At 66.3% G+C, this 23,662-nt stretch carries 19 protein-coding genes; 9 read left to right on the top strand and 10 right to left on the bottom strand.

Annotation, left to right across the window (positions count from 1 at the left end):
- Positions 1-55: 55 nt before the first annotated feature.
- The 3 genes from H6717_31830 to H6717_31820 form a co-directional block, all read right to left on the bottom strand.
- On the bottom strand, positions 56-1,321 hold the full coding sequence (locus H6717_31830; GenBank protein ID MCB9581664.1) for a Glu/Leu/Phe/Val dehydrogenase: 1,266 nt from the start codon (positions 1,319-1,321) through the stop codon (positions 56-58).
- A 140-nt stretch (positions 1,322-1,461) separates the two neighbouring features.
- Positions 1,462-1,878 carry an STAS/SEC14 domain-containing protein gene (locus H6717_31825; protein ID MCB9581663.1) on the bottom strand — a complete coding sequence of 139 codons (417 nt, stop codon included), beginning with the start codon at positions 1,876-1,878 and terminating at the stop codon, positions 1,462-1,464.
- Entirely contained in the window at positions 1,878-3,737 is a 1,860-nt protein-coding gene (locus H6717_31820) for a radical SAM protein (protein MCB9581662.1), read from the bottom strand. The genes H6717_31825 and H6717_31820 overlap by 1 nt, the downstream gene beginning before the upstream one ends.
- Before the next feature lie 55 nt (positions 3,738-3,792).
- On the opposite strand from H6717_31820, the gene xth reads away from it, so the two are divergent.
- On the top strand, positions 3,793-4,584 hold the full coding sequence (gene xth / locus H6717_31815) for an exodeoxyribonuclease III (GenBank protein MCB9581661.1): 792 nt from the start codon (positions 3,793-3,795) through the stop codon (positions 4,582-4,584).
- Here xth and H6717_31810 read toward each other — a convergent pair.
- On the bottom strand, positions 4,562-5,542 hold the full coding sequence (locus H6717_31810; GenBank protein ID MCB9581660.1) for a hypothetical protein: 981 nt from the start codon (positions 5,540-5,542) through the stop codon (positions 4,562-4,564). The genes xth and H6717_31810 overlap by 23 nt on opposite strands.
- A gap of 174 nt (positions 5,543-5,716) precedes the next feature.
- Here H6717_31810 and H6717_31805 point away from each other — a divergent pair, with 174 nt between their 5' ends.
- The 3 genes from H6717_31805 to H6717_31795 are packed head-to-tail and all read left to right on the top strand — an operon-like array spanning position 5,717 to position 9,201.
- Entirely contained in the window at positions 5,717-7,315 is a 1,599-nt protein-coding gene (locus H6717_31805) for a HAMP domain-containing histidine kinase (protein ID MCB9581659.1), read from the top strand.
- A 2-nt stretch (positions 7,316-7,317) separates the two neighbouring features.
- Positions 7,318-8,670 carry a sigma-54-dependent Fis family transcriptional regulator gene (locus tag H6717_31800; GenBank protein MCB9581658.1) on the top strand — a complete coding sequence of 451 codons (1,353 nt, stop codon included), beginning with the start codon at positions 7,318-7,320 and terminating at the stop codon, positions 8,668-8,670.
- Between the two features lie 9 nt (positions 8,671-8,679).
- The gene (locus H6717_31795; protein ID MCB9581657.1) at positions 8,680-9,201 is read left to right on the top strand and encodes an archaemetzincin family Zn-dependent metalloprotease; all 522 of its coding nucleotides are present in this window, start codon (positions 8,680-8,682) and stop codon (positions 9,199-9,201) included.
- Between the two features lie 55 nt (positions 9,202-9,256).
- Here H6717_31795 and H6717_31790 read toward each other — a convergent pair whose 3' ends face one another.
- The 3 genes from H6717_31790 to H6717_31780 are packed head-to-tail and all read right to left on the bottom strand — an operon-like array spanning position 9,257 to position 13,856.
- Entirely contained in the window at positions 9,257-11,182 is a 1,926-nt protein-coding gene (locus tag H6717_31790; GenBank protein ID MCB9581656.1) for a cytochrome c3 family protein, read from the bottom strand.
- The gene (locus H6717_31785) at positions 11,151-13,094 is read right to left on the bottom strand and encodes a cytochrome b/b6 domain-containing protein (protein ID MCB9581655.1); all 1,944 of its coding nucleotides are present in this window, start codon (positions 13,092-13,094) and stop codon (positions 11,151-11,153) included. Before H6717_31785 ends, H6717_31790 begins: the two co-directional genes overlap by 32 nt.
- Positions 13,095-13,121: 27 nt before the next feature.
- The gene (locus H6717_31780) at positions 13,122-13,856 is read right to left on the bottom strand and encodes a glycine cleavage system protein H (GenBank protein ID MCB9581654.1); all 735 of its coding nucleotides are present in this window, start codon (positions 13,854-13,856) and stop codon (positions 13,122-13,124) included.
- A gap of 165 nt (positions 13,857-14,021) precedes the next feature.
- Here H6717_31780 and H6717_31775 point away from each other — a divergent pair, with 165 nt between their 5' ends.
- Positions 14,022-14,804 (top strand): DUF481 domain-containing protein, encoded by a 783-nt coding sequence (locus tag H6717_31775; GenBank protein ID MCB9581653.1) that lies wholly within the window; start codon positions 14,022-14,024, stop codon positions 14,802-14,804.
- A 58-nt stretch (positions 14,805-14,862) separates the two neighbouring features.
- Positions 14,863-15,729 carry a CoA ester lyase gene (locus H6717_31770; protein ID MCB9581652.1) on the top strand — a complete coding sequence of 289 codons (867 nt, stop codon included), beginning with the start codon at positions 14,863-14,865 and terminating at the stop codon, positions 15,727-15,729.
- Here H6717_31770 and H6717_31765 read toward each other — a convergent pair whose 3' ends face one another.
- Positions 15,730-18,579, bottom strand: a complete 2,850-nt coding sequence (locus tag H6717_31765) for a hypothetical protein (protein ID MCB9581651.1) — start codon at positions 18,577-18,579, stop codon at positions 15,730-15,732.
- Positions 18,580-18,848: 269 nt separating this feature from the next.
- Between H6717_31765 and H6717_31760 the strand changes: the two genes are divergently transcribed.
- From H6717_31760 to H6717_31750, 3 genes are read left to right on the top strand one after another with little or no spacing between them, the layout of a single operon-like run.
- The gene (locus tag H6717_31760) at positions 18,849-19,298 is read left to right on the top strand and encodes a sigma-70 family RNA polymerase sigma factor (protein ID MCB9581650.1); all 450 of its coding nucleotides are present in this window, start codon (positions 18,849-18,851) and stop codon (positions 19,296-19,298) included.
- Positions 19,295-21,229 carry a von Willebrand factor type A domain-containing protein gene (locus tag H6717_31755; GenBank protein MCB9581649.1) on the top strand — a complete coding sequence of 645 codons (1,935 nt, stop codon included), beginning with the start codon at positions 19,295-19,297 and terminating at the stop codon, positions 21,227-21,229. The genes H6717_31760 and H6717_31755 overlap by 4 nt, the downstream gene beginning before the upstream one ends.
- A gap of 50 nt (positions 21,230-21,279) precedes the next feature.
- Positions 21,280-21,903 carry a hypothetical protein gene (locus H6717_31750; protein ID MCB9581648.1) on the top strand — a complete coding sequence of 208 codons (624 nt, stop codon included), beginning with the start codon at positions 21,280-21,282 and terminating at the stop codon, positions 21,901-21,903.
- 1 nt (position 21,904) lies between these two features.
- On the opposite strand, the gene H6717_31745 is transcribed toward H6717_31750, so the two are convergent.
- Both H6717_31745 and H6717_31740 read right to left on the bottom strand, forming a co-directional pair.
- Positions 21,905-22,789, bottom strand: coding sequence for a hypothetical protein (locus H6717_31745; GenBank protein MCB9581647.1), 885 nt, complete (start codon positions 22,787-22,789; stop codon positions 21,905-21,907).
- 24 nt (positions 22,790-22,813) lie between these two features.
- Complete coding sequence (locus tag H6717_31740) at positions 22,814-23,644, bottom strand: LysR family transcriptional regulator (protein MCB9581646.1); 831 nt, start codon at positions 23,642-23,644, stop codon at positions 22,814-22,816.
- Positions 23,645-23,662: the final 18 nt, after the last annotated feature.

The raw sequence follows: 23,662 nt of genomic DNA, 5'->3' as shown, positions 1-23,662 counted from the left end.
CACAGGGCCGGATGCGGGGCCGGTCGCGGATGCGGACCACCGCCGCTACGGCACGTCAGGCGTACAGCCCGCGAAGCTCCGACGCCTTCAGCACCTTCTGAATCGAGACGATGAACGCCGCAGTGCGCATGGGGACGTCGTGTTCCTTCGAGGTCTCGAGCACGCTGTCGAAGGCAGTGTGCATCATGTGCTCGAGGTCTTCGCTCACGCGTTCCTCGCGCCAGTAGTACCCCATCCGGTTTTGCACCCACTCCAGATAGGAGACGCCGACGCCACCGGCGTTGCACAGAATGTCGGGGATCACGAACACGTTCTTCTTGGCGAGAATGTCGTCCGCATCCGGCGTGCACGGCCCATTGGCGCACTCGGCGACGACCTTGGCCTTCACCCGCGCGGCGTTCTTCTTGGTGATCTGGTTCTCGAGAGCGGCGGGGATCAAGATGTCCACGGGGAGCTCGAGGAGCTTCATGGGGTTATCGAGCTTTTCGATGCCGCGTTTCTTGTCGAACCCCGCCAGATTCTTGTGACGCGCCACGTGCTCGATCGCGACGTTGGGATCGATGCCTTCCAGGTCGACGAAGGCGCCGGCCACGTCGGAGATCGCGACGATCCGACATCCCTGCTCATGAAGCAGCTTCGCGGCGTAGGAACCGGCGTTGCCGAAGCCCTGAATGGCAACGGTGGCTCCCTGAAGCTCCAGGGAAAGGTGCGTCGCTGCGCGCTTCACGCAGAACACCATGCCCTGGGCCGTGGCGGATGCACGACCGAGCGAACCGCCGATTTCCAGCGGCTTCCCGGTGACCACGGCCGGCAAGTAGTCCCCGCCGTAGTGCATGGAATAGGTGTCCATGAACCACGCCATCACCTGCGGGTTGGTGTTCACGTCGGGCGCCGGGACGTCGCGGTCCGGCCCGAACATCTCGATCATCTCGGCGAAGTAGCGCCGCGACAGGCGCTCGAGCTCGCCGACGGACAGCTCGGTGGGATCCACGATCACACCGCCCTTGCCGCCGCCCATCGGAATGCCGATGGTCGCGCACTTGAAGGTCATCCAGAACGCGAGGGCCTTCACCTCGTCCAACGTCACGTCCGGGTGAAAGCGCACACCACCCTTGGCGGGGCCCCGGGCGATGTTGTGCTGGACCCGATACCCCTTGAAGACACGAATGCTCCCGTCGTCCATGCGAACGGGCAGCTTCACCTCGACGATGCGCCGCGGCTCCCGAATGACGGCTACCTGATCTGGCGTGAGATCGATGATCTCCGCAGCGCGGGAGAACTGGACCAAGGCGTTGTCGAAGGCCGAGGCCGGCTGTCGCATGTGCGCCGTCCTCGGCGCCAGGGGGGAACGTTTCTTGGTGATCGTCTTGCGCTTGGCCACGGGGTGCTGCTCCTTGGCCGCTTCACACGCGGCCCCGATCCCCCGCTCCTAGCATGCCGCCAGCGGCGAGCGGGAGGCCACTATTTGAGGACAGCGGCGTCCGTCAGGTCGCCGTTTCGCAGCCAGCGCAGGGCTTCGTCGGCGTCGGTGAAGACGCGCACGTCGGCCCCGTCCGTGGCCGCATGGCGCTTGACCTGAAGCCGGCTCACGGCCATGCGGACCACTACGGCGCAGCGCGCAAAACCGCGAGTCAGCTCCGTGCGAATCGGGGCGAAGGCCCGCTCGAAGGCGGGATCGTTGCGACCTGGCGCCGCGCTGGTGTCGATCAGCATGCGGACGCGAGCGCGGTCCACGAACAGGAGGCCACGACAGATGTCGTCCCAGGCGGCCGTCATGTCCGCCATGGATTCCAGCGCCTTGGACGTCCGCGTGATGCGGATGAGGCCGTCGTCGAGCCATTCCAGCTTCGCGAAATCGTTCTCGATGTCTCGCGCCATCAGGAGCCCGCAGAAGTCCCCTCTTTTGCGACGCGGGTCAAGTCATCCTTGGTCCGAAGCTGCACCAACGACGCCGGAACCGGCTTCAGCCTCGAAAGCTCCGACACGTCGGCGCGGAAAGGCCGCAGCTCCGCGTCACCGTGGGTCTCCACGTAGGATCTGCGAACGCCGACGCAATAGGGCTCGAAGCTGCACGCGGTGCAGCGCTCCGCCTTGTAGAACTGGTCGGCGAAGTCCTCGCTCAAGAAGACTTGGTCGAGCACGGCCCGGTAGTAACGCAAGTCCCCCCGCAACATGCACGGTGGATAGCCGCCTTGGCCGATCATCCCACCGAAGCCGACGCCCTGCTCCAGGCAGTCGTCGAGCGCCGCACGCACGAACGGCTCTATTTCCGTGAAGGTCGGAACCACCCAGGTGTACACCAGATCGCTGATGCCCTGGGCGATGGCCAGGCACAGAGAAAGGTGCCCGCCCGACTCGGGGAACCGCTCCGCGAGCCAACGCACCGTTTGCGGCAGCTCGCGGTAGTTCGCCTTGGTGATCACGTGGGCGATCTGCGTGCTGATGCCCAGGGCGCGAAAGTTGTCGATGGCGCGAACGGTCTTGTCGAAGCCGCCGGGGAGGCGCGTGACCCGATCCGACTCCTCGGCCCGCACGCTGTGAAGCGACATCGTGGCGCGCGTGAGGCCTGCCTGCACCAGGCTCCGCGCGTAGGCTTCGTCGGCGGCCCGCACGCCGTTGGTCTGGATCTCGATGGTGTCGAAGCCCAGCCGCTTGCCGAGCGCCAAGAGCTCCGGGAGATCCGGATGCAACGTCGGCTCACCGCCGGAGAGCACCAGGTGGCGCCCACCCTGCCGGTACATCTGCTCGATGGTGCGGCTCAGCTCCGCGGTCGCGAAGTCGGGCACGGTGCGGTCGACGAAGCAGAACGAACAGCTCATGTTGCAGTGCCCGTTCACCCGGAGCAGCGTGCGCGGCGCGCGGCCACCCGGGGTTTGGAAGGGCGAGGCGTTCTTGTAGTCGACGCGATCGAGCGAGTGGATGGGCCGCAGCTTCCAACCCATGCTGGTCTCGAGGGGGACGGGCCGCGCCGCGCTGCCGAAGGTTTCCACGACGTCCGGTTCGAGACCGCCGCAGGCGTCCGCGAGGGAGCAGCCGTCACACGCCGGCACGCGCACCAGCGCTTCTTCTTGGCGCGCGAGCAGCCGAAAGCGTTGGTGGAACACGGTGCCGAAGGCGTCCAGCGCGCCGCCCGACTGACAGGGCGAGACGCCCCGCGGGTCGAAGAAGCCGTATTCCATGCCGGCGCGCCGCGCCCGGTCGAACACCCGGGCGGAGAGCTCCGCCGCCGCACCGGGCGGCAACAGTCGTGCGCGCGCCTCGGGCGCGAGCGCCCGCGGGCGTGCCAACGCGACGAGCAGGCCGTGCGGGCGCGGGGCCCTGCCGCACAGTGTGTCCGCCGTGGAGAGCAGCGCGCGCAGACCGCGCCGCTCGGCGACGAGCACCACGTACACGCGAAGCCCACTTTCGAGCGCGACGGACAGGTCGTCGGTTCCGCGCGTAACGACGAACAGCTCCGCGATGCCCGCTTCTTTCAGCCGCAAGAGGACGCCCGCTTCCGCGACCGCAGCGGCGGGTGTTTCGACTCCCAGAATTTTGTTGGTGAGCCGCGAGTCCGTCGCGAGCTCCCAGAACGCGGGGTGCGCCAGGGGGGAGCCGCCCGCGAAGGTCACGCGCTCGACCGCGGGATCCAGGGCGGCGACGTCCGGGACGGGATTGGGCTCCGCGAGGCCCCGCGCCGTCCCGACAAACCCATGCACGGGAGACTCCGGAAACAACATGAGCCGCGCGTGCCGCATCGATTGTCGAAGTGTAAGTGACAGAGCCGCGCCCGGCCAGGCTACGCTCCCACGCATGCGCGTCCTCTCGTGGAACGTGAACGGCATTCGCGCCTGCAGCAAGAAGGGGCTGGGCGCATTTCTGTCCCGATCGCGCGCCAGCATCGTGGGGCTCCAAGAGGTGCGCGCCTTTCCCGAGCAGGTGCCAGAGGAGATCCGCAAGAGCCGCTGGCATCAGCATTACGCGCCCGCGGAGCGCCCGGGCTACAGCGGCGTGGCGTTGCTCTCGCGCTACGAGCCGGAGCCCGTGCAGCTGGGCCTGGCTCCGCGCTTCCAGCGGGAAGGCCGCGCTGTCGCCGCCCGCTATGGAAGGCTGGTGGTGTGCTCGGCGTATTTCCCAAAGGGCGACGGCCCCAACCGGGATCTCAGTCGCATTCCCTACAAGCTCGCGTTCTACCGCGCGCTCCTCAAAGAGCTGTCGCGCCACTTCGACGAGCCGATGCTGGTGATGGGGGACTTCAACACCGCGCGGGAGGACATCGATCTGGCCCGCCCGCGTGAGAACGTGAAGAACAGCGGCTTCCGCCCGGAAGAACGGCGCACGCTGGAGCAGTGGTTCCGCGCGGGTTGGGTGGACACCTTTCGCGCTCACTGCCCGGAAGGCGGCCACTACACGTGGTGGAGCCAGCGCCCCGGCGTGCGCGAGAAGAACGTGGGCTGGCGCATCGACTACGTGCTCGCCAACCCCGCCGCGATGCGCTTCGTGACGAACGCTTTCACGCTGCCCCACGTGCGCGGCAGCGACCACTGTCCGGTTGGCGTGGACCTGAGCTCGAAGCTGGACCTCAGAACTCCACGCCGCCGGTGAGCAGCACGCGGTCGCCGGCGAAACCGAGCGAGGAGTCGATACTGCCGACCGGTGTGGATCCGTTCACTCCAAACGTCTCGACGCCGTACCACTGCAGCGTGATGTCCCCACGGATGCCGATCTTGCCCGCCGCAACCAACACGCCGAAGCCGCCGCCGGCGGTCCACCCAACGTAGGGCCCGTCCTTCACCTCACAATCGTTCCCGACGGCGTCGCAGACCTCCTTTTGCCTATCGATGGCGTCACCCAGGTCTCCTCCTGGAAACAGGAAGAACGCCCCGCCCTGTCCCCGTACCGTCAGCGCCACCTTGGGTCCGACGTCGAACACGCCCTCGACGACGAGGAGCAGCGAAAGGTCGCTGCCCAAGTCCACGTTCTCACCGTCGAAATCAGCCGCCGAGTTCGGGAAGAAGAGAAAGCCACCGCCCACCCTGAGCTCCGGGCTCAGATGACCCAAGACGTCCAAGCCCAAGACCAAATCGGACTCGTCGTCGTACCCGTTGCCTGACGCCGACCCGCCGCATCCAGCACCGTCGCAGGACGGGTCCGTGTCACCGCTGCCTCCGATCGCGAGCCCCATGTGCGCGACACCGACCATGCCGCTACGAGGAGGCGGCGGGGGCTGTGGCGGCGGCGGCGCGCCATAGCCCTGAGGCGGAGGCCCGTAGTACGGGGGTGGTTGCTGCCCGTAGCCCCACGCCGGACCGTACGCCGGCGGACGATACGCGGGAGCGGGCTGGCCATATGCGGGAGCCGGCTGGCCGTACGCAGGAGTGGGCTGACCTTGACCCGCCGGAGGCGGGCCATTCGCCGGCGGGGCCGGAGCCGTGGGTGGCGCGGAGCTCGCAGGAGGCACGGCCGGATCGACGACAGCCGGCTGCTCCGGCGGCTCTCCGGCGGGCTGCGCCCCGGCGACGGTGGACAACGACAGTACCGCTACGAAAACTGCTCTGCGCATCGCTGAAACCCCTTCCCCTCGTCACATCCTAGACCGAAATCGGACGGCGAATTCGCGCAGAGTTTGCGGATGACGGACGTCTGTGGCGCGCACCCCTGAAGCTTCATTCTGAACTGCCGTTTGCTATGGAAGAGAGCGTCAGGCGAAGTGTTCGCCATTGCCGCAGGACGGAACATGAAGCGCATCCAGCGCTCCGTCGGATTCAAGCTGTTCGTCTCGATATTCGTATCGATGGCGGCGGTGTTCCTTGCGGTTTCGGCTTGGAGCGAAGGGCGTAGCGAAGAAGCGTGGCGCCACTCCTTCGACGAGCATGCACGCCAGACCAGCGCCGTGCTGGAGCGGGCGCTGCGCTACGGCATGCTGCTGAAGAAGAAGAAGGGCGTTCATTCCGAGCTTGCGACGCTGGCAGCGCAGCCCGGCGTGAAGGCCATCCGCATCTTCGACAAGAAGGGCAAGGTGGCGTTCTCCAGTCTGGACGGCGACAAAGGGCACAAGCTGACCAAGAAGGACGCGCTGTGCCAGCTGTGTCACGCCCAAGAAGCCGCCTTCCACGAGCCCTCTCGCAGTCCCTTCTCACGCACCTTCCGCGACGAGCAAGGCAAGCTCGTGATGAGCCACATCCATCTGATCGAAAACTCCCCGGAGTGCTCGAACGGTCCGTGCCATGCGCACCCGCCCAAGCAGAAAGTGCTCGGCGTGCTGGACCTGCAGATGGACATGGAGGTCGTGGACGAAGGGCGTGTGGCGGCGCAGAAGACCACCGCCTACGCCACGCTGCTCATGGCCCTGGTGGGCGGCTTGGTGACGGCTGCCTTCGTTTGGGCCTTCGTGCGGCGGCCGGTACAACGCTTGGTGGATGGGACGCAGCGGGTGGCGGCCGCCGGTCTGGACACGCGAATTCCCGTGGAGGGCACCGGTGAGTTTGCCGACCTTGCCAAGGCGTTCAATCGCATGACGGAAGATCTCGAGCGCGCGCAGGAGAAGACGGCACGGTGGGAGTCCGAGCTGGAAGCCGCCGTAGAGCAAAAGACTGCAGAGCTCGAGCGCGCCCACGGCAAGCTGATGCAAATGGAGAAGATGGCGTCGCTGGGCAAGCTCGCCGCCACCGTGGCCCATGAGCTGAACAATCCACTGGCCGGGATCCTCGTCTACTCCAAGCTCGTTGCGCGCGAGATCAAGGACGAGAACATGAGCCCCGACGACCGCGAGGAGGCGCTCCGCTGCGTAGGTGTCATCGAGCGAGAGTCCACGCGCTGCGGTGACATCGTCAAGAACCTGCTCACCTTCGCGCGGCAGTCCAAGGCGGACCTCTCCCCGGCAAGCCTTTCCACCGTGGCGGAGCGCGCGGTGCAAACGGTGGAGCACTTGATCAAGCACGCTGGGGTGGACTTCACCCTGACCCGGACCGCGGCGTCGGACGAAGTCAGCTGTGACGCGAACCAGCTACAGCAAGCGCTGGTAGCCCTGATCGTGAACGCCGTGGAGGCCATGCCTTCCGGCGGTGAGCTCACCTTGAGCATCGAGGACGCAGGTAAGGACATCGCGGTGGTCCTGAAGGACACCGGGATCGGGATCCCGCCCGATGTCCTCCCCCATGTGTTCGAGCCCTTCGTGTCCACCAAGGAAGAGAAGGGCGTGGGGCTCGGCCTCGCCGTGGTCTACGGCATCGTGCGCCGCCACGGTGGTCAGATCGACGTGGAGTCCGAGCTCGACAAAGGCACGACCTTCCGCATCACGCTGCCCCGGCAGGCGGCAGAACCTTCCGGAGACTGAACATGTCGGACGACAGCCAATCCATTCTCATCGTGGACGACGAGTTCTCGGTTCGAGATTCGCTCTTTCACTGGTTCAAGAAGGAAGGCTTCCGAGCCGGAGCCGCAGAGGACGGCAAGGCGGCGCTGAAGGAGCTTTCCGCGCAGCCGTGGGACGTCGTGCTGCTCGACATCAAGATGCCCGGCATGGACGGCATCGAGCTGCTGAAACGTGCCAAGAAGGTGGCACCGGACACCGTGTACTTGATGCTCACCGCCCACGGCACCATCGAGACCGCGGTGGAGGCGCTGAAGACCGGAGCCTTCGACTACCTCACCAAGCCGGTCGACCCGGACGAGCTCAGTCGCGCGGTGAACAAGGCGCTGCAGACCCGGCGCTTGGCCACGGAGAACACGAAGCTCCGCGCTCAAGTCGCGGCCCTGAGCGACCAGGGCGAGATCGTGGCGCAGAGCCCGCAGATGGCGCGAGTGATGAGCCTGGTGGAGTCCCTCACGGACACGGACGTGACGGTGTTGATCCGGGGTGAGAGCGGCACCGGCAAGGAGCTCGTGGCGCGGGCCATTCACTCCCGTGGCATCCGCCGCTACTTCCCGCTGGTGCCCGTGAACTGCGGCGCGCTGCCGGAAACCCTGCTGGAAACCGAGCTGTTCGGGCACGAACGGGGTGCCTTTACCGGGGCGCAGTACCGGCGCAAGGGCAAGTTCGAGCAAGCGGACGGCGGCACTCTGTTCTTGGACGAGATCGGAAGCATCAGCCCGCGCACTCAGGTGGAGCTCTTGCGCGTGCTGGACTCCAAGGAGTTCACCCGCATCGGCGGCTCGCGCCCCATCAGCGTGGATTTTCGCGTGGTGTGCGCCACCAACCAAGACCTGGAAGAGCTGGTCGCAGAAAAGACGTTCCGCGAGGACCTCTACTTCCGCATCAACGTGTTTCGCATCGACCTGCCACCGCTCCGCGAACGCGACGGCGACATTCCGCTGTTGGCGCGCCACTTCGTGAAGGCGTTCGCGACCAAGGTGGACAAGGACATCCAAGACATCGACCCAGAAGCGCTAGCAGTTCTCGAGAAGCACGATTGGCCCGGAAACATCCGCGAGCTCAAGAACGCCATCGAGCGCGCGATGGTCATGGCGGAGCCACCCGTGCTGAGGGCACAGGACCTGGCTGCACTCCGCTTGGGGCACCGCGCGGAACCGTCCGCGGCTCAGGGGGAAACGCTCGCGGACGTGGAGCGCGCCCACGTGCTCCGCATGCTGGACAAGTCCGACTGGAACATCAGTCAGGCCGCGCGGCTCTTGGAAGTGGACCGCGTGACGCTCTACAACAAGATCAAGAAGTACGGACTGCGCCGCTGAGGATCGCTCGTGAAGGAGCTGTCGCTGGTGCACTTCGATCTACCCGACAGCCGTGAGCTCTTGCCCTGGCTCGGCTTGCGTCTGGAGCGAGCCTTCGCGCTGCGGGTGAGGATGCTACCAGACGTGTGCGACGCCAAGGCGTGCTACGTGGAAGCTCGGCGGCAGTACGACGCGCGCAAGGTTCTTGCCAACTTGGCGGAGCACGCGACCACGGACTTCGTCCTGGGCGTCACGGGCTCGGACCTTTTCATGCCTGTGTTCACCTTCGTGCTGGGCGAAGCCTACTTGGGCGGCCGGGCTGCGGTGATCTCCACCTTTCGCCTGGACGATCAGCGGTATGGCCTGGCAAGGAACCCCGAGCTTCTCGCCACGCGGTTGCTCAAGGAAGCCGTGCACGAGCTCGGCCATTGCCACGGGCTGGTGCACTGCCACGACTCCAAGTGCGTGATGTACGCCGCAGGAGGCGTGGAAGAGGTGGACCTGAAGAGCGCCGAGCTGTGTTTCGCTTGCCGAAACAGGCTCCCCAAATAGGCCGATGCGCGCCCTGGCGAAGGCGCGCATCGGTGCCCGAGCGTAGGCCTCGGGCTCAGTGGCTCAGCATCGCTGGAAGGCGCGTACTGGCCGCCGACTTCTTGGCGTGCCGGGTCACCTCGCTCCTTTTCCCGGGTAGGACGTGGAACAGGTGCACGATGACCAGGAACGCTGCCGCGATCAGGGCTTCACCGCTGTGCACGCCCTGCGCCACGTTCACGAACCAACCGGGCAGCACGGTGGTGAACACCTCCGGCATCCAGGTCAGGAGTCCCGTAGCGCCGATCACTGCGATCCCGATCGCCACTGCGAAGTAGTCGAGCTTCTCCCAGTAGCCAAAGCGACCGAAGGTGGGCTCCGGACCGCGACCCAAGAACCAGCGCAGGTGCTTCCACATCGCGCGGAAGTCCGAAGGGCCGAGCATGGGGGAGTCCGGTCGGAACACGTAGGCCAAGAGCTTCCGGAAGGAGAAGCGGCCGCTCGCCCCGGCGAAGGACGCGCGTTCGCGCCACACCGGACCGATCAGGCTGGCGAGGTGGATCACCACGTAGGCCAGCGTCATGCCGGCGCCCAGCTTGTGTAGAGCCCGTGCCACGTCGGCTCCACCCAGCAGACCGAAGAACCATTGGGCCCAGGTCATTGCGTGGAACTTCAGAGGCATGCCCGTGCAAACCAGGATCACGAAGCTCACCAGGAGCAACACGTGGCAGAAGCGATCCACGAAGCGGAAGCGCTGTGGGTGCGCTGCCGCCCGCAGCTGCCGGCGGCGGCGGCGCTCCGCCAGGTACATCCTGGGCGACGCGAGGAACGCGATGCCCGACCGTAGGCTCCAGGCCAAGGTGTGCAGGGCAAACAACGCCACGGCGCCCCACAGGAGCCCTTGGAACGGACGCGCGGTCCAGTACAAGGCCGCGTAGTTCTTCCGATCGTTCGAGTCACCGTGAGCCATGAAGCTCGCGAACTTCGGCGGCGCGTCGGCGTGGCAGGTGCGACAGGTCTCGAGCTTGTGCTCGGGGCTCACCATGGACGCGGGATCCTTCTGCGACAGGATCTCGTGGCTGCCGTGGCAATTGAAGCAGGCCGCCACCTCGGCTCCGCCCAACACGTGGGCGCGGCCGTGGTAGGTCCCGAGGTGCTGCTGGAAGCGCTCCTGGTGGCACTTGCCGCAACGCTGGTCGCTGGCCAGCTTGAACGAGACGTTGGCGGAGTCGATGTTGTGCGCGGTGTGACAGCTGGTGCACACCGGGGCGTCGGCGTCGCCTTTCGCCAGCGCCTTGCCGTGCACGCTCTTGGAGAACTTCTGCACGATGCCTTCGTGGCAATCACCACAGGTGCCCACGATGTTGGCAGCGCTGACCTTCGACTTCGGGTCCTTGATCGCCGCGATGTCGTGCCCACCATGGCAGTCCACACAAGAAGGCGCGACCACCGTGCCCTTCTCCAACAGCTTCGCGCCGTGAATGCTCTCGGCGTAGTGCCGCGCGGCCCTGGGGTCCGCCTCGGGGCCCATCTTGTCCGCGAAGATGGGGTTGTCGTGGCAGCGAGCGCAGGTGTTCGGGAGTCGCCGCTTGTTGACCAGGGACCGCGAGTCCTTGGCCGGGAACACGTTGTGCGCTCCGTGGCAGTCCTGGCAACGCGCCGCGCCGTCCTTGCCGGCCAAGCGCGATTTCCCGTGGACGCTCTCGTCGTACACCGCCTCGGACTTTTCGTGGCAGCCTCGGCACTGCACCACGCCCTTGTACGTCTCCTCGGGCGAAGCACCCTCACGGGGCGTGTGGCAGTCTGCGCAATCCAGCTTGGCGTGCACCGACTGTTTCAGGCTTTCCAGGGTTACGTCGTTCTCCCAGTCCACCTCGGTCACGATGCGCGACTTGCTCTGGGTCGCGGGAGCCCCTTCAGCAGGGCTCCCGCAGCCGGTCGCGACCACGGCCAAGAGCACCAGGGCCCATTCACACGGGCTGGTACGAAGTGCCTTTGCCATGGTGGGCCTCGCTATCTTGTTCGGACTGCTCGGCGTCGCTCGCCTTCAGCGTCTCGAGCTCTGCCGGATGCTCGTGCTTCATCTCTTCTTCGGTCATGTCGCCGGTGGCCATGACCATGCTGACGCCGTGGCCGCTGGGCTTGAAGGCCACGTGATAGAGGTGCCAGATCAGGATCGACATCGACGCCAGCCACGCCTCGTATAGGTGGATGATGTCGGCGATGTCCCAACCCCACTTGGGCAGCCATCCCAAGGCGCCTTCCTCGAACCACAAGATGAGCCCGGTCACGATCATCACGATCGAGCCCCAGATCAGCGCCAGGTATTCGAACTTCTCGGCGTAGGTGAAGCGCTCGAAGAACGCGGGCTTCTCTGCCAGGCCCAGGTAGTACTTGATCTGGTGCCAGGCATCGGCTGCGTCCTTCTTGCCCGGAATCATCGCCTTGAGCTGACTCCGCCCGCGGCTCGTCACGATCAGGTAGTACACGTGGTAGAGCGACGCGACCATGAAGGCCACCGCCGCCACGCGGTGCGCGTAGCCTCGAGCCAAGAACCCGAACTGAGAGTTCAGTATAGGCTTCACCCAGAAGGCATCCGGGTACTTGAGCGCAAAGCCCGTGAACACCAGCACGCCGAAGGTCAACACCAGCACAAGGTGCTGAATGCGCTCGCCCACGGTGAAGCGCTGGTAGCGCTTCTTGCCCTTGTTCGCGCGATAGCGCTCACGCAGGGTGGCGTAGTAGTCGAGGGCATTGTGCAAGAACATGCCAGATAGGCTCACGGCGATGATGCCGATGTAGACCCAACGCACCCAGTTCACCGCGGTCGCGCCAATGGCGGCCTTGGCGGCCGGCTCGTGCGCGCTGCCCTTGGCGAAGTTCGGGCCCGCGCCGGGATGGCACTTGCCGCAGGTCTCCGGCAGATTCGCCGCGTTCACGCTGCTGCGCGGGTCCGAAGGCGGCAGGATCTGGTGCGCGCCGTGACAGCTCGCGCAGTTGGCGACGGTGGCGTCACCGAACTGGTCCGCCAGGCCATGGAACGTCTTTTCGTAGCTCTCCACCTGTCCGGTGGGCAGCCCGTACTTGCGGTTGATGTACTCCGCCTTGTGGCACTGCGGGCACGTCATCTTGCTCACGGTGGTCGCAAACACACTGGACTTCGGGTCCTCGTGGTCACGAATGCCGTGGTCGCCGTGGCAGTCCGTGCAGATGGGCGTGTCCGAGCTACCGCGCTTGAGCGCTTGCCCGTGTACGCCGGTGAAGTACTTCTCGGTGATGCCTTCGTGGCACTTGCCACAGGTATTCGGAACGTTCGCGCGACTGATGGTGGACTTCGCGTCCGCCTTGCCACGCATGTCGTGGTTGCCGTGGCAGCTCACGCAGGTTGCGGAGACCACCAGGCCGTCCTTCGCCACGCCCTGCCAGTGAGCGCTCTGCAGGTACGTATCGAGGTGGAACCCGGACTTCTTTCCGTCCTTCTTCTCGTGGCACTCGGCGCACGTCGCAGGCTGATTCTTGGGATAGACCGAGCTCTTCGGGTTCGTCTTCTTCAGCGTGTCGTGCGTGCCGTGGCAGTTCGAGCAGGAAACGGCCGCGGCGCCGCCCTTGGTCTTGGCGGCGCCGTGGGCGCTGATCGCGAACTGCTTCTGTTCCTTCTCGTGGCAGCCGCCACACGTCGCCTTGGCCAGCCCCTTCTTGCAGGAGTCGCCCTTGGCGTCCGTGTGGCATTCCACGCAGGCCACGTCGGCGTGTACGGATTTCCCGTACGCCCCCATGTCGACGGCAGCCTTGCCCGTGACCCCTCGTTTCTTCGCGTCGTGACAGGTGAGACACTCCGCGTTGTCAGGCGACGCTGCTTGCGCAACGCCGGATACCAGTACCATCGCCAGTAGAATCGGAATTGAGCGGGTCACGGCACACCTTCCTGTGCGTTGTTTCGGTCAGCTCTCGAAGAAGGCAGTGACCAAGCGCTGCCAGGTCTCTTCGTCCACCGTGGCGGACACGTCGCCAACGAGCTCGCCACCGTCGGGCAACGACGCCACCGGCACGCCGCCCTGCGCCAACATCACGAGACGATCGACCTCGTCACGCATCCAGCGCATGGCCTTGCCACCGCGCGCCAGGCCCTTGAGGCCCTTCTCCACCGGAGCGATCTCGGCGATGAAGCCGCGACCGTAGGGGGAGCTGTTCACGGCGCCGGGCTCACTGACCAGCACCGGGTTCACCTTGGTCACGGTTCCGGCGATCGGAGCCGCGACGGGGATGGCACGACCGTGGCGGTGAATCGTCGCGATGACGTCACCCGCCGCGACCTCGTTTCCCTCGGCCACGGTCTCGACGGACTCGACCGGTCCGATGAGCCGCTGCGCGAAGTCATCCACGCCCACGACCACGCACTTGGGAGCGACCTTGCGCGCCCAGGTGTGTCCACGCCAGAACTTGACGTCTGACGGAACCTGGATGCCGCGAATCATCGCGATGATCGGTTCCGCCTTGGTAAACAGCGCGTAGGCTACGGTACCCACCAGGGCAACGGGAGCGACCGCTACGAACACGAACTGGAACGCGAGCCCCAGAGCCGCGATCAGCGGCAGCAGCGCGAAGACGAGGAGGGTGAGCCCCGCGACGATGAAGGTGTCTTTGAACGAGTGGTTGTTCTCTTTGGGGGTCGTCATGGCACTCTCCTGTGCCGCTCCTAGTGCACCAGCCGTGCCAACGATCCCCGACGAAAAACACCACACAAAAGCCGTCCATCACCGCCGTCCTCAGGGACATGTGTTGAAGTCTTCAACGTTGGTGGTGTTGAGAAGCTCAACAGTCTCGGTTAGAGACGAACGCTGATGATCACGCCTCGAAAGAAGGCGATCGGTCGTTCGTTGGTCGTCCTGGGCCTTGCCTTTGCCAGGCCCGCCGCCGCCCAAGTCAACGTCGAGCCGATGCGCGCCAAGCTAGAGGACGACGGCTTGGGCGGCAGCGTCGATGCGCGCTTCGCCGGCCGGCTCGGCAACAGCGAGGGGCTCACCGCCGGCGGAGACGCCTTGATCGGAGGGCGGAGCGAGCCGCACTTCGGCTTCCTCGCCCTGAACGGCGACTATTCGCGGCTGAACGGCAGCGTCCAGCTCGCACGCTACTTCGCCCACGCTCGTTACAACTTCACGCTCGCCACCCGCTGGTGGTGGGAGGTCTTCGCCCAGGTAGAGCACGATCGCTTCCGCCGCCTCACCTTCCGCAAGCTATTGGGGACCGGGCCCCGCTTCGCCCTCATGCAGGGCGAGCCCCTCGCCGCCTACCTGGGCACTGCCTACATGCTCGAGTCGGAAACCCTGGACGTGCAAGCCGGCTCCGGCGACGACAGCGCTCCCCTCGCCCACCGCTCCAGCAGCTACCTCTCGCTCTTGGCCCAACCCGACGACCGCGTGACGCTGGTCTCCACCACCTACTTCCAGCCGCGCTTCGACGAGCCGTCGGACTACCGAGTGCTCAGCGTCACCGCGGCGAAGTTCGCCATTTCCAAGCTGCTCACCGCCGGCCTCACCTTCACCCTCCGCTACGACAGCGAGCCCCCCACCGGCGTCCAGCGCACCGACGCCGAGCTGAACAACACCCTGGGCCTCGTGTTCTGATTTTCTTGTTGGTTCGGCGCGATCCCCGTCGCGTTCCGCGCGTGGTATTACGGCGCGCATGACCACGCCGATCGTCCCCCGCCGCAGTGTGCTGTACATGCCGGGCAGCAATGCCCGCGCGCAAGAGAAGGCCAAGACACTCCCTGCCGACGGCCTGATCCTGGACTTGGAGGACGCCACCGCGCCCGACGCCAAGGGCGCCGCGCGGGAGCTCGTGTGCAAGAACGTCAAGGACGGCGGCTACGGCCGGCGCGAGCTCATCATCCGCATCAATGCGCTGTCCACGCCGTGGGGCGCAGAGGATCTGAAGGCCGCATCGGCCGCCGCGCCAGGGGCCATCCTGGTGCCCAAGGTGGACTCCGCGGAGCAGGTTCAAGAGGTGGAGGCCCTGATGAAGCAGCACGGCGCGCCGGACAGCGTGGGCATCTGGTGCATGATGGAAACGCCCATCGGCGTGCTTTCGGCGAAGGAGATCGCCGGTGCCAGCCCGCGCGTCCGCTGTCTGGTGATGGGCACCTCGGACCTCACCAAGGATCTTCACGCGCACCACACTCAGCTGCGGCTGCCCATGCTCACCTCCCTGGGCCTGTGCCTGCTGGCCGCCCGCGCCCACGATCTTTCGATCCTGGATGGCGTTTATCTGGATCTGGACGACGCCGAGGGCTTCCGCGCGTCTTGCGCCCAGGGCCTCGAGCTCGGCTTCGACGGCAAGACGTTGATCCACCCGAAGCAGGTGGAGGCGGCGAACGAGGTGTTCGCCCCCACGGAGCAGGACGTGACGGACGCGCGCGAGATCATCGAAGCCCACAAGAAGGCGTCGGCCGAAGGCGCCGGCGTCGTCGTCGTCAAGGGCAAGCTGGTGGAGAGCCTGCACGTGGCGAACGCCGAACGTCTCGTCGCCCTGGCCGAAGCCATCCGCGGCTGATCAGTTGTTCTGCGCGCCCGCGCAGATCCAGGCAGCGATGGTATCGATCTGTCCGGGGTCCATGGTTCCGGATGCGGGCATCTTGGCACCTCCGCACAGGTTGCTGCCCAGCAGCTTGTCGATGATGTAGCTGTTGTCCGGATCCCCCGGCAACACGCGCTTGCGCGTTCCGCCGCACTGGGCGGCGTTGACGTTCACGATGCTCGCATATGCGGAGCCGGACGCCAGCACCAGGCCGGCCTGCGGCGAGCTGCTGGCGTGGCAGCCTGCGCTCGCGCACTTGGCCGTGAAGATCGGCTGCACATCCGCCGCGAACGACACGCTCGCCGGGCTGCAGACGCAGGCGCCGCCGGAACAGTCCGTCCCGATCCCGCATACCAAGCCGCAACCACCGCAGTTGTTGGGGTCCGACTGGGTGTCTTCACAGACGCCGGAGCAGTCCATCTCGCCGCTGGGACACGTGCAGCTGCTGCTCTGGCACGTCTTGCCACCCATGCACACGTTGCCACAGCTCCCGCAGTTGTTCGGGTCCGTGCTGGTCGTCTTGCACACGCCGGCGCAGTTCGTCTGACCGCTCGGGCAAGCGCAAGCACTGCTCTGGCAGGTCATGCCGCCCATGCACACGTTGCCGCAGCTCCCGCAGTTGTTCGGATCCGTGCTGGTCGTCTTGCACACGCCAGAACAGTTCGTCTGACCGCTCGGGCACTGGCAACTCCCGCTCTGGCAGGTGGTTCCGCCACTGCACACGTTGCCGCAGCCCCCGCAGTTGTTCGGGTCCGTGCCGGTCGTCTTGCACACGCCGCCACACAGCGTCTGACCGCTCGGGCACTGGCAGCTTCCGCCCTGGCAGCTGGTACCGCCACCACACACCACGCCGCAGCCGCCGCAGTTCTGCGAGTCCGACCCGGTGCTCTTGCACACGCCGCCGCACAGCGTCTGTCCGCTCGGGCACTGGCAGCTTCCGCCCTGACAGCTGGTGCCGCCGCCGCAAACGATGCCGCAGCCGCCGCAGTTCTGCGAATCCGACCCGGTGCTCTTGCACACGCCGCCACACAGCGTCTGACCCACTGGGCACTGGCAGCTTCCGCCCTGGCAGCTGGTGCCACCGCCACAGACGATGCCGCAGCCGCCGCAGTTCTGCGAATCCGACTGCGTGCTCTTACACACGCCGCCGCACAGCGCCTGCCCGCTCGGGCACTGACAGCTCCCACCCTGACAGCTGGTACCGCCGCTGCACACGTTGCCGCAGGCGCCGCAGTTCTGGCTGGTGGTGATGTCCGTGCAGGTTCCGCTGCAGTTGCTGCTGCCGCTCGGGCACTGGCAACCACTGCTCACGCACGAGCCTCCCGTGGGGCAGGCGTTGCCACAGCTCCCGCAGTTCTGCGCGTTGCTGCTCAAGTCCACGCAGGACGTTCCGCAGGTGGCGAGGGATCCGCAGTCCACCACGCAAGCACCCGCCGAGCACATCTTGCCGCTGCCGCAAACGTTGCCGCAGCTGCCGCAGTTCGCTCCGTCGCTCCCGAGGTCCACGCACACGCCGTTGCACGCCGTCTGACCGCTCGGACACTGACACGAGCCTCCGCTGCAGGATGCCCCCGTGGCGCAGGTGTTGCCACAGCTCCCGCAGTTGGTCCCATCCGTTTGCGTGTTCACGCATGCGCCGTTGCACGCCGTCTGGCCGCTCGGACACTGGCACGACCCGCCGGTGCAGGACGCCCCGGTGGCACAGCCGTTGCCACAGCTGCCGCAGTTGGCCGAGTCCGTCTGCGTGTCCACGCAGGCTCCCCCGCATTCCGTCTGCGAGCCCGCACACACGCAGCTCCCGCCGCTGCAGGTCTTGCCCGTGCCGCACGCCTGGCCGCAGCCGCCGCAGTTCGCGGAGTCCGTCTGTGTGTCCACGCACGCCCCGCCGCACTCCGTCTGCGAGCCCGTGCACGTGCAGCTCCCGGCAGTGCAGGCCTTGCCCGTGCCGCACGCCTGGCCGCACGCGCCGCAGTTCGCGGAGTCCGTCTGCGTGTCCACGCAGGTGCCACCGCACGCAGTCTGCGAGCCCGTGCACGCGCAGCTACCCGCGCTGCAGGTCATGCCCGTGCCGCACGCCTGGCCGCACGCGCCGCAGTTGGCCGAGTCCGTCTGCGTGTCCACGCAGGTACCGCCGCATTCCGTCTGCGAGCCGGTGCACGCGCAGACCCCGGCCGAGCACGTCTTGCCGGCGCCGCAGCTCAGACCGCAGCCGCCGCAGTTGTCGTTGTCGCTCAGGGTATCGACGCAGGTACCGCCACAGAAGGTCTGCCCGGTGGCGCACGAGCACTGGCCGCCGTCGCACGTGGACGCATCCGTGTCGGCGTCCGCCTCGGCGTCGGGGCCGGCGTCCGCACCGCCCTCCAGTGAAGCATCCACTCCCGCGTCCGCCGCCGGGAGGTTCTCGATGAACCCACGGATGCACTCGATCTCCGCGTCCGAGAGCTTGCCGCCCTGGGGCATCCGAAGACCCCCGCACGCTGGCGTGTCGGAGCTCACCTTCAGGTACAAAAGAGAGTGGTCCGGGTCCCCGGGAGCCACGCGCACGGTCGCCTCCGAGCAGCCAGCGGACGCGAGGGCCAGGAGCCGCCCCTCCACTCCCGGCGACTGGAGATCGAGCCCGCCCGCGGGGTTCTTCGAGTCGTGGCACTGACTCGTGGCGCAGGACTTCGCGAAAATCTTCTCGACCCCCGCGAGATCCGCCGTGCAGGCGCCCGAGGATGGGAAGGTCGCGTCGTCCGAGGAAGAGCACGCTGCGGTGGCGATCAAGGCCGAAACGCAGGCGAGCGCCAGCACGACCAGTACCCGAGCGGAGATACGGAGCCTCATGGAAGCGAACTTTCGCATGGCTTCGCCTGATTTCGGTCAAGTTTTGTCGCCTCCGAAACGCCCCGCCCGTCCTCCACCCCCGGGCTGATCCACTTGGAATCCTTTGATTTTTGTCGGTCCGCCGCGAAATCGTCGCGAACCGGCCTAATAAATCTCACGCTCTCGCGTTGTCCCTTCGAGGTCAGGACGTGACGGAAGACGACAGGCGAGTGCTCGTCTTGGACGCCCTCGCGCGTTTCGAGAAGCCACTCTTGCGCTACGCCGCCAGCTTGGCGGGACGCGAGCACGCCGCCGACATCGTACAGGACACCTTCGTCGCGCTCTGCAAAGCAGAGCGGTCCAAGGTGGAAGGCCATCTCACCCAATGGCTCTTTACCGTGTGTCGCAATCGCGCACGGGACGTCTTCCGTCAACAGGGTCGCCTCATGAACCTGGAGGACGAGGGAATGGAAAGCCCGGACAGCGGGCCCGCGAGCCACGTCGAACGCCGGCAATCCATGAGCCGGATCGAAGCCGCACTCGCGAGCCTGACGGACAAGCAACGACAAGCGGTGCAGCTCAAGTTCTCGGCGGGTCTTCGCTACAAGGAGATCGCCGAGGTCATGGACACCACGGTGAACAACGTCGGCGTTTTGTTGCACGCCGCCGTGCAGAAGATCCGAGCTGAGCTCGGCAGCGATTTCACGCCCGCGCTGGCCAGCACGAGGAGCGCAAAATGAGCATCGAGCCCAACGACCCCCGCCTGACGGCCTACGCTCTCGGCGAGCTCGAAGCTGAAGATCTCGCGAGCTTCGAAGCGCTGCTTGCCGAAGACGAAGCCGCCCGAAGCGAGCTATCGGCGATTCGCCAGACCACGGCGCTCTTGACGAACGAGCTCCAGAGCGACGACGTCCAGCTCTCGAGGGAGGGCCGGGCACGCATCGAGAGCGCGCTGCCTAGCAAGCAGCCGGCGAAGGTTTCGCTGCTGCGCAAGAAGAGCTTCTGGGCGATCTCCGCCGTAGCCGCGGCGCTGCCGCTCACGCTCGTGGCGCTGGCGACGCTGAACCAACGCGCGGCCCCTCAGCTGTCGGAGCAAGCTGGCAAGATCGCCATGCTGGACGAGCCCGCGCCCGTGACGGCACCTGCGCCGATGGCGACCGCCCCGGCGGACCTGAAGAGCAAGGCCATGGGTCCGCCGCCCCTGGGACGGGCGGACCGCGGGGAAATCGCGCCGGACCGACAACCTGATCACAACACGGAGAGCTACGACTCTCTGCAGGACAACCCCTTCATCTCCGTGAAGACGGATCCGCGCTCCACGTTCTCGATAGACGTGGACACCGCCAGCTACTCCCTGGTGCGGCGCTTCCTGACGCAGAACGGGCGGCTGCCGCCCAAGGGCGCCGTGCGCATCGAGGAAATGATCAACTACTTCTCCTATCAGTATCCGCAGCCGAACGACGGCAAGCCCTTCTCGGTGACCACCGAGGTGAATCAGGCGCCGTGGGCCAAGGATCACCGGCTGGTGCGCATCGGCATCAAGGCAAAGGAAGTGACGGCCGCGACGCGGCCACCCGTGAACCTGGTGTTCTTGCTGGACGTGTCCGGGTCCATGAACGCGGCCAACAAGCTGCCGCTCCTGAAGCGCGCCTTCCGCATGCTGGTGGAACAGCTCGATCATCGCGACCGAGTGTCCATCGTGGTCTACGCCGGCGCTTCGGGGTTGGTGCTGCCCCCAACCGCGGGCGACCAGCAAGGCGAGATCCTGGCGGCGCTGGATCGTCTGGAAGCCGGAGGTTCCACGAACGCGGGCGACGGTATCGAGCTGGCGTACGCCATGGCAGAGAAGAACTTCGAGAAGGGCGGCGTCAATCGCGTGCTGCTGGCGACCGACGGTGACTTCAACGTCGGCGTCACCAACCAGAGCGACCTGGTGGATCTGGTTCAGAACAAGGCAAAGAGCGGCGTGTTCTTGAGCGTGCTCGGCTTCGGCATGGGCAACTACAAGGACTCCACGTTGGAGAAGCTGGCAGACAAGGGCAACGGCAACTACGCCTACGTGGACAGCGCCAGCGAAGCGCGCAAGGTCCTCGGGGAACAGGCCGCGGGCACGCTGATCACCGTGGCGAAGGACGTGAAGATCCAGGTGGAGATGAACCCCGCGGTGGTGCAGTCGTTCCGATTGATCGGCTACGAGAACCGCGTGCTCGCTCACCAAGATTTCAACGACGACACCAAGGACGCCGGCGACATTGGCGCGGGGCACACCGTCACGGCGCTGTACGAGATCGTGCCCGTGGGCGCGAAGCCGCCACAGGGAGGCGTGGACGACCTCAAGTACCAAGCGCCGGGACAGCCGAGCGCCGCAGCGGCGAGTGGTGAGCTCTTGACCCTGAAGCTCCGCTACAAGCAGCCGGACGGAAACACCAGCCAACTCCTGGAGTTCCCGGTGCGCGACGGCGGCCAGGAGCCCTCACGAGCCTCCACCGACTTCCGCTTCGCTTCGGCGGTCGCGGGCTTCGGCATGCTGCTCAGGGACTCTCCGCACAAGGGAACGGCCAGCTACCAGAGCGTGCTTTCGTTGGCGCGGGAGGGCGTGGGCAGCGGTCGCGATCAGAGCGCGCGACGCGAGCTCGTGGGCCTGATCGAGAAGGCACAGGAGCTGAAGTAGGCAAAGGTGCGCGATGCCAATTCAACGAGAACCAGCGTAAGCTGGTAAGCATGAAGAGCTTTGGGGCTTGGGCTTTCGTGGTTGGCATCGCGCTCGTCGCGTGTGGTGGATCGGACGACGCGGGGCTGAGTGGTTCCGGCGGTAGCGCGGGGAGCACCGGCGGTGCCTCCGGAACCGGAACTGGCGGCGGCAACACCGGCGGCGCTGCCGGAGCCGGGACCGGTGGCAGCAACACCGGTGGCGCCTCCGGAGCCGGGACCGGCGGCACCGCGGGAAGTGCAAGTGGCGGCGCCGCGGGCAACAGCAGCGGCGGGGCCGCGGGCTCCGCAACGGGCGGCGCTGCCGGAACGGGCACCGGCGGCTCGAGCGGTGTCACGTTCATCAACAGCGGTCCATGCCCGGACTCCCCGCCCGCGGTGAACGACCCCTGCAACGCCTTCGCCATCTGTTGCTACGCCGCAGGAGAGAAGCCGCTGATCTGCACGGGTGGCACCGGCACCAACCCGCACTGGACGACCTCGCCCAATCGCGTGTGCTGCCCGGCGGAGATGCCCGCTACGGGCAGTCAGTGCAACACGCCGGGCGCCATCACCTGCTGCTACCCGAACGGCGGCCTGTACTGCAATACGCAGCCGAATCCGGACGAGTGGGCGCAGAAAGACGGCTGCAACTGAGTCAGTTGGAGCCGTCGATGTCGCAGTAAGTGCCTTGCAGGCGCGGGCCGTAGCCCGCGTCGCGAGACTTGAGATACAGCTTCAAGGCGCCATCGCTGCGCAGCATGAAACTGAGCTCGGTGTTCGCCCACTTCACGATCGTGGCTGGATCCACGGTCACGCTCAGAGTGTCCTGGTCGAATGTCGTGATCGGGAGAAAGCCCGCCTGAGGGCCGCTGTCGTTGATGCCAAGGGCGCCAGCCAAGCCCCACTTCTGGCCATACTGGCAGCAATTGGAACCAGTGTGCTGGGTGCAGCAGTTCACGGTCGCGTAGCACCAGTTGGCGCCATCGCGCTCGAGCCCAGTTCCTTCTTCCCAAGTGCTGGTCATCCCGAAGACATTCAGCGTCCCCGCGATGTTGTTTACCGTGAATTTCGGATCTGTCGTCAGCACGAGGTCCATGGTTTCGATACGGCTGCCGAGAATCGCTGCCTTCAAAGGCGCGTCGATGTCGAATCGCACGAGCACGTGCGTCGACCCTCCGGGGCAAGAACCCAGCCCCACCACGAGGTTCATGTCATGACCCCAGTTGGAGGATGCGTCGCAGTTGGTGCCACAGCTCGCGGCTTGCAGGTCCAACTGCGTGTCCGCCGACGCCGGCAGATCGAAGTGCACGACGTTGCCGCACGGCGCGGGGCCATCCGTCGTCACGTCTTCCACCACGTCCGTCCCCGAATCCGCGGGCGACGTGCCACCAGCGCCGCCCCCCGTGCCCCACTCCGAGGCGGCATCCAGGGAGTGCGTGCCCGCGCTTCCACTCACGCCGGAGTCGTCGTCGTCCACGTACTGGATGTCGGAAGAACATGCGCCCACAACGAGCGCGCCGAGGATCCAAGCCGTTCGCACGGCCTGAGCTTAGCAGACCCGTGGTCAGGCGCGACGCCGGCCGCGGCGCGGGGGGCGAATGACGCGGATCAAGCGCTCCACCTCCGCGCTGGGCGAGCGACCATAGGCAAGGCCGACCTCCCGCAAAAAGTCCGCGTCCGCGATGGGTCGGAGCACGACGCCCACAGCGTTTGCTGCCACTCCTTCTGGGACGAAAGCCACCCCCAGACCCGCCGCGACCAGGGCCAGCGCCCACTCCTCGGACTGTGCCACCGCCACCGTTTCCAACCGCTTGCCAGCTCGAGCGAAGAGCTCGGCGTTCTCGCAATGACAGCGCGCTACGAGATCGATGCTCACTAGATCCATGGCACGCACCTTCTCGCGAAGGGCCAGCGGGTGCGCTGCCGGCAGCGCCACCACGTAGCGTTCTTTCCACAGGACGACGAAGGACTCGTTCTTGCGAATCAACGTACGAGAAACGATGCGTGCGTCACATTCGTCATCGCCGCCTACCAGCCGCAGCCGAAGATCGGGATCCTCACTGAAGGGCCGGAGCAGCTCCATCGTCCGCGCGATGTCGAGGCTCTGCATCAGTCCCAGAGTCAGCCTGCGCTCTACCGCCGGCTGTTTGAAGCGCCGACGCAAAGCCTCGGTCTCGTCCAGCATCTTGCGGGCGAAGGGGTAGAGCTCCTTCGCCTGCGGCGTGGGCACCACGCCCTTCTTGTGGCGGACGAACAGCCGCGTCTCGAGCTCTTCTTCCAGTCCGCTGATGGCCCCGGAGACGGATGGCTGGGATATGAAGCAACGTCGGGCAGCCCGGGTGATGCTGCCTTCCTCGAACGCCGCGGCGAAGTAGCGGAGGGACCGAATATCCATAGGCAAATCCTATTGATA

It is taken from the genome of Polyangiaceae bacterium (assembly GCA_020633235.1).
Lineage (GTDB): Bacteria > Myxococcota_A > Polyangia > Polyangiales > Polyangiaceae > JACKEA01.
This window is presented reverse-complemented; position numbering and strand designations above follow the sequence as displayed.